This is a genomic window from Pseudoalteromonas sp. SG41-5 (assembly GCF_014164495.1).
GTDB lineage: Bacteria > Pseudomonadota > Gammaproteobacteria > Enterobacterales > Alteromonadaceae > Pseudoalteromonas > Pseudoalteromonas rhizosphaerae.
In genome coordinates, this window is sequence record NZ_JACJFH010000151.1 from 1 (window position 1) to 6,244 (window position 6,244).

General features: G+C 35.5%; 7 protein-coding genes. 3 read left to right on the forward strand and 4 right to left on the reverse strand.

The genetic code is table 11. The annotated features are described in order from the left end of the window. Window positions 1–663, forward strand: a 663-nt coding sequence (locus H5232_RS21760) for a transposase (RefSeq protein WP_182831504.1), incomplete at its 5' end; no start/stop codon positions are given. A 40-nt stretch (window positions 664–703) separates the two neighbouring features. Here the strand turns inward: H5232_RS21760 and H5232_RS21765 are convergent. Genes H5232_RS21765 through H5232_RS21780 form a run of 4 tightly spaced genes read right to left on the reverse strand, consistent with a single transcriptional unit; the run spans window position 704 to window position 5,047 of the window. Further along, window positions 704–1,948 carry a HAMP domain-containing sensor histidine kinase gene (locus H5232_RS21765; protein ID WP_182719597.1) on the reverse strand — a complete coding sequence of 415 codons (1,245 nt, stop codon included), beginning with the start codon at window positions 1,946–1,948 and terminating at the stop codon, window positions 704–706. Then, window positions 1,941–2,618 carry a response regulator transcription factor gene (locus H5232_RS21770; protein ID WP_182719598.1) on the reverse strand — a complete coding sequence of 226 codons (678 nt, stop codon included), beginning with the start codon at window positions 2,616–2,618 and terminating at the stop codon, window positions 1,941–1,943. Before H5232_RS21770 ends, H5232_RS21765 begins: the two co-directional genes overlap by 8 nt. Then, window positions 2,599–4,056, reverse strand: coding sequence for a glycosyltransferase family 39 protein (locus H5232_RS21775; RefSeq protein WP_182719599.1), 1,458 nt, complete (start codon window positions 4,054–4,056; stop codon window positions 2,599–2,601). The genes H5232_RS21770 and H5232_RS21775 overlap by 20 nt, the downstream gene beginning before the upstream one ends. Next, on the reverse strand, window positions 4,049–5,047 hold the full coding sequence (locus H5232_RS21780) for a glycosyltransferase family 2 protein (RefSeq protein ID WP_182719600.1): 999 nt from the start codon (window positions 5,045–5,047) through the stop codon (window positions 4,049–4,051). The genes H5232_RS21775 and H5232_RS21780 overlap by 8 nt, the downstream gene beginning before the upstream one ends. A 130-nt stretch (window positions 5,048–5,177) precedes the next feature. On the opposite strand from H5232_RS21780, the gene H5232_RS21785 reads away from it, so the two are divergent. Both H5232_RS21785 and H5232_RS21790 read left to right on the forward strand, forming a co-directional pair. Further along, window positions 5,178–5,591, forward strand: a complete 414-nt coding sequence (locus H5232_RS21785) for a GtrA family protein (RefSeq protein ID WP_182719601.1) — start codon at window positions 5,178–5,180, stop codon at window positions 5,589–5,591. 2 nt (window positions 5,592–5,593) lie between these two features. After that, a partial coding sequence (locus H5232_RS21790) for an efflux RND transporter periplasmic adaptor subunit (protein WP_182831505.1) occupies window positions 5,594–6,244 on the forward strand: 651 nt, incomplete at its 3' end.

Here is a 6,244-nt window from a genome sequence, read left to right on the forward strand (position 1 = left end):
TTTGAGCAAGTATCTCAAGATGGCGGCTACTTTTTGGTTAGAGCGAATAAAAACATCAACCCAACCGTCACATCTGCTTATTGCGCGGGCGTAGAGCTTAAAGAAAAGCATATTAAACTCAAAACATTGCTCAAAAAGCGTGCTAGTCAGCCACTTGAGTTAACAGTACGCTGGAAGAAAAATGGACCCGAGTACAGGCTTATTTATCTACCCGATGAAAAACGCCCTGTTTTCCTTGTTACTAATTTAAAAGAAACACAGTTTAACTTTGATGAGTTACTCGATATATACGCGACTCGTTGGCAAATCGAGTTACTTTTCAAAGAGCTAAAGTCATGGAATAACCTTAAGGGATTCATCACAAGAGACCCACACATTGCAGAATCGCTGGTTTGGCTGAGCATACTGCAAACACTTATCAAGCGGTTTATCTGCCATAGTGCAGCGACGATATTTAAGTGTGCGATCTCGACATTTAGAGCGAGTAAGTGCAGTTATCTTTGGCTGGATGATATTCTGGATTGCATAGAGCAAACACAGTGTAATCGTAAGGTACACCGTGTACTTAAGCTACTAGCGGTAAATTGTAAGCGGCAATCCATTGAAAAAAATAATGACATGTGCCGTTTTAAAATAGGAAGTCACACGATCTGTGTTCCTTAAGAACTAAGCTATGAGGGTGGATTAGCATAAATTTAATCCCCTAAGTTTTAAAAATCACTGAAGCGGTGCAGCCCTTTTCCATATTATTTGATATGTTAAATGTCCACTGGTATTTTTCACATATATCTTGAACAATTTTGAGGCCTATACCAAACCCTTCATAGCCGCGAGGTTGTTCATTTAGGCCTAATCCATCATCAATAACATCTATTCTTTGTTCAGAAATAAATAAATTTACACTACCTTCAATACTGCAATTAATAGCATTTTTTAATAAGTTACATACTACTGCTGAAAATAGTAATGGGTGCGCATGTAATGAAAATTCATTCTGTATGTCATAATGGAAATTTACTTGATTTGCTTTGATAGTAGGGGAAAAGTTCTTAACTATTTTGTCGATAAACGTGTCTGATATTGAAACGTTACTGGTATTTGAAACTTCGTCTCTAGCAAGTAATAGGAAAATATGAGTTAACTGCTCCATTTCTATTACAGCATCATCTATTCTAGTTAATTGCTTTGTAGTCTTATCATTATTTGCTCGTCTTAAAACACTTACACCGCCTCGAATCACCGTCATAGGAGTACGTAGTTCATGACTAATATACCTAGTAAAAGTTTGCTCCCTAATAAATGCAGAATATATTCGCTTACGATAGCTATTAATGCTAGCAAGCATCATTTCTAACTCAAAAGATAATTTTCCATTAACAGATAAAGGTTTACTAACTTCATGTGAATCATATTCAAGCATTTCAGCTAACTCTGAAAACGGAGAGCTTATCCGCTTTGCCATTTTAATAATAAAAAATGCAGAGCCAATGAATAAAATCACACCTGAAGAAAGTATCATAATTTGGAAAATTGCAAAGTATGTATCGTCCCACTCTATTTGGTCGACATCCTCAATGGCATAAGCAGTAATTTCATCATTATTAATTTTTATTTTTTGCGCAAATACAGTGAATTCACTGTCGTCATCAAAATGAATACTTTGGATACCCAGCCAGTCGACGTTAATTTTATCTTTAATTTTTTTTGGTAAAATTTCATACGTATTATAGATTGTTAATATCGGATCTATTTTTATTTTTGTATTTTCGCTTTTTTGAAAAAGTTTTAGGTGATAGGGAGCTTTTAGTGCCAAACGCTGTTCACTGGCTTGATTTTCAGTGTACAACACCGTGTAATAAAATAAGCATCCATAAAAGGCTAATAATATCAAAGCGCCCAATAGATATACTTTTATAATTATTTGACTAATTGGTTTACTTTTAAACATTACACTCACTCAATCTGTATCCTGTTTTAGGTATAGTTTCTATAACATCTTTGTCATAAGGCTTATCGATTTTGAGTCTCAATTGGTATATGTGTTTTCTAAGTATGTCTTTATCAGGTAGCTCATCTCCCCAAATACTATCCTCTATCTCTTGCCTAGAAACTACATTGGGTGCTTTAGTTATTAAAAGCTTCATAATTTTGAAACAAGTTGGGGTCAGTTTGATTTCACTCCCTTCTCTCCAGACCTGACAAGTTTTGAGATTAATTGTAACAGGACCGAAAATAACTGTTTTTGCAAAGCCATTTCCTGAACTCCTTCGAACAGCATTTATTATTCTAGCTTCCAAAAGTTCTAAATTAAAAGGTTTGACTATATAGTCATCAGCTCCTATTTTGAGCCCTTGTAACATGTCACTATCGGTATCTCTGGCCGTAAGCATTATGATAGGAGTATCATATCCTTCAGCTCTAAGCCGATGACATACTGTTATACCATCAATACCGGGAAGCATTATATCTAAAATAATACAGTCAAAGTTGTTTGACTGAGCTAATGCAAGACCTAACGTGCCTGTCGCTGCAAAGTCTAATTCAAACTCTGAACCTTCAAAGTAATCAAATATAACTTCGGCAACAGTATGACAATCTTCAATCAGTAGAATTTTCAATAGACACCTTATTTGCAAATTTATCGTTGCATACTAATAGGTAACGTACAGTGGATTTTTCTTCAACAACACAATGAGCGTCAAATAAATCTTTAAAAATAATAAACTCGTCCTGCTTTATAGCAATATATATTTTTCCACTACTGTTAACTAAGTCTCGTAAATATGCTTTTTCATTTATTTGTTTAGCTCTACCATTTGAATAAAACTGTCCACTAAATGGGCGTTTATTCCAATAATACAAAGGGGCTTCTTTAAACGATTTTTGATGTAATTCGAGTAGCTTATGTTCGCTTTTGTGCTCCCATGCACCCTTTAGCAGTGCACTTAACATAGCTATTAAGGTTAAAACCGTAAATAAAGCCAAGTAATTGCATAGCTTAGTAAATTTTATGTTTAAGGCTATCAGTATAGCTAATGCACTAAAACCAGGTAGCACATAGATTGGCAACACATTACCAGCTAAAGTAAATAGTAATAGTGGCGAAATCACCCAACAAATAAGGTACTTATTTATATTTGGCTGGTCGGGTTCTTTTCTAAGTGCTTTTTTAATATTTTCTTTTTTGAATAGTAGTCCTAAAGCTAAAAATGACCAAGGGCTTGCGCACAGTAACCAATAAAACCAAATTGTACCTCTAGGTTTAACGTGCGCTGTGCCATAAAGATCGCCTTCCCATCCAGATACAAGGAATCGCTGAATATGTTCACCAACTATAAAATATTCTAAAAAGCCCGGAGTACGTATTTCGGCTAGAATGTACCAAGGTAAAGTTAGACCTAAAAAAACGAACATCCCACTTACCCAAGGCAAGCGTCTTATAGCTACTTTAAAGCAGCCTTGCCAAGCGCTCCAAACAACGAGTGAAATCCCTATAAGCACGACAGCAACAGGTCCTTTAATTAGCATACCGAGCGCTAAAGAGACAAAAAATAAATAGCCATAAAGTTGGTTTTTTTGAGCATAGCATTGCCAATAGCTAAACATTGCAAGGGTATAAGCAAGAAGCAAAGCACTATCCGTCATAACCATGCCAATAGCAACGATAAACCCTAAGCTAGAAACTAGCACCAATATAGATAAAACACTTTTACTTAAATTCGTCAGGGATAATGTGAATCGAAAGACCAAGTAACAGGTTAATAAACCACACAATAAGTGAGGTAAACGAGCAGTAAACTCATTTATACCTAAAAAATTAAAACTAATGGCACTCAGCCAGGTTTGAATTGGAGGTTTCCCCCAAAATGGCACGTCGTAATCAAACTGAGGGGTAACCCAGTTACGAGTTTCTACCATGATACGAGCCATTTCCCCATACCTAGCCTCAGTTGTATCGTAGAGAGGGAAAAGTCCTAGTGAGACAAGCCTTATAGCGATCAAGGAAATAATAATTGCTAAAGCCCAATATACTGTAGAATTTATTTTATCAGCCATGTTTTTTCACCATGCCGTTCTGACTCTTTTGGCTTTGTTTATCCATTATTAAATATATAGGACGCCCTTTGGTCTCAGCATAAATACGTCCAATATATTCACCTAAGACGCCTATAGCTATCAGTTGAACTCCCCCTAAGAATAACTGGGTCAACATTATCGAAGGGTAACCCGCAACGGTTTCTCCAAAGAATAGAGTCTTGGCAACAACCCATAAGCCATAAAAAAATGCGGATGTAGATATTAAAGTGCCGACCCAGGTCGATATTTGTAAAGGCTTTACACTAAAAGCTGTAATGCCAGATAGGCCTAACTTTACCAGCTGAAAGAAAGACCACTTTGTCTCTCCTGCAACGCGTTCAGGACGCTCAAAACTAATTGTTGTTTGCTTATATCCTGGCCATGAAAGAATTCCTTTCATATAGCGGCTTCTTTCTGATAATTTCTTTATATCATCAACAACTCTTCTACTTAATAGCCTAAAATCACCTACGTCCTTTTGTAATGGAACCTCAGATAAATGGTCAAGTAACCTGTAATAAATGTGAGCGCTCCAACGTTTTAAGCGTGACTCACCTAAGCGGGATGACCGTTTCATATTTACAACATCAAAACCTTGTTTCCATGCATTTAGCATTTTAGGAATAAGTTCAGGTGGATCTTGTAAATCAGCATCCAATAAAATAATAGCTTCACCTCTAGCATTATCTATACCAGCGGTCATCGCGGCTTCTTTACCAAAGTTACGACTTAAGTTAATGCATTCAATATCGGCATAATGATTGGTTAAATTTGACATTGCATTCCAGCTATCGTCAGTACTTCCATCATTAATATAAATGACTTCCACATGCTCGTTTAATAACAAGCTTAGAGCTTTCGATAGGTGGTGATTAAAGATAGGCAGCATTTCTTGCTCGTTATAAACAGGCACTATGATGCTCAGCGTTATATCTTCATTAACAGACTTAGGGTGTTCGACCAGTTTCATTAAGCTCTCCAATAATTTTACAAAGCAAGCTTAAAACAACCTGAGTCTATAAAAAGTCAATGCATCAAGACAATTTATAGACATCTTCTAATTAATAATGGCTCTACGATTAATTATTTAATGCTTAATAATGCAGCAACTAAAAAAATTTTGTTTTGTAGGAGGTGCAGGGTTCATTGTTGATAGTTTTATTTTTTTTATTTTAGTAAATCATATCGATTCAATTATAACCGCACGCGCAATAGCATTTTGGCTAGCAGCTAGCACAACATGGTTAGGTAATAGAGTTTACACCTTCAATAACCAGGCTTATGAAAGCGCTGTAAAACAATGGAGTAAGCACATGTTCGCAGCTCATTTATCTGGCGTAATCAATTTAATAGTTTTTTGGATAGCCAAAGAGCTTTTCTTAATTCACTTCGCTTTTTGCTTAGGAATTATGGCCGGTTTGGTAAGTAACTACCTTTTAGCTAATAGGTTTGTATTTACTAAAAATTCTAACGAAAGAAAAAACAACTTCCTTCTCAATAAAATTAGGGACTAGAAATGCAAGTCAATAAAGTGAAAATAATCACTGTTCTTATTACTTTTAGCGTAGCAATTTGTGCATTAATTATTTTGGCAACACCTCCAAAACTGCCTTTATCATCCAGTAATAACAAAGCTTTAGTAGTCAATATATTAAAGGCTAAACCTCAAGAATTTACACCCAGTTATCAAGCTTATGGCCGAATAGAAACACCAAATATTCTAACTTTATTTGCACAAGTCGAAGGTGAAATTTTATTCCTTAATAATAATTTTGAAGTTGGTAGTCGAGTAAATAGGAGTGAAACTATTTATCATATTGATGATGAGGACTATAAAAACCAGCTACAAGCTCGATTGGGAGAGCTTAAAGTAGCAGAAGCTAACTTAAAGCTTGAGCTCGGTGAGCAACGCTTTTCGAAAAGTGAATACAAAAGGGTTAGACCTAAAAAAGACAGCCCTAATTTAAAACTACAAGAATCATTAATGTTGCGAAAGCCTCAATTAGAAATAGCTAAAGCTAATATTTTAATTGCAACAAGCAACCTAGAACTCGCAAAAAAAAATTTAGAACGTTGTAAATTTCAATCTAAAGAAAACTACGTCGTTTTAGAAAAGAGCGCTTACCAAGGCGACTTTGTTAAAAAGGGAGATAAGATTGGTACTTTT

Bases quoted from the DNA above. Each gene is read 5' to 3' on its own strand.
- H5232_RS21765 (WP_182719597.1), bottom strand. From the start codon at position 1,948: ATGTTTAAAAGTAAACCAATTAGTCAAATAATTATAAAAGTATATCTA.
- H5232_RS21780 (WP_182719600.1), bottom strand. From the start codon at position 5,047: ATGAAACTGGTCGAACACCCTAAGTCTGTTAATGAAGATATAACGCTG.
- H5232_RS21785 (WP_182719601.1), top strand. From the start codon at position 5,178: ATGCAGCAACTAAAAAAATTTTGTTTTGTAGGAGGTGCAGGGTTCATT.
- H5232_RS21775 (WP_182719599.1), bottom strand. From the start codon at position 4,056: ATGGCTGATAAAATAAATTCTACAGTATATTGGGCTTTAGCAATTATT.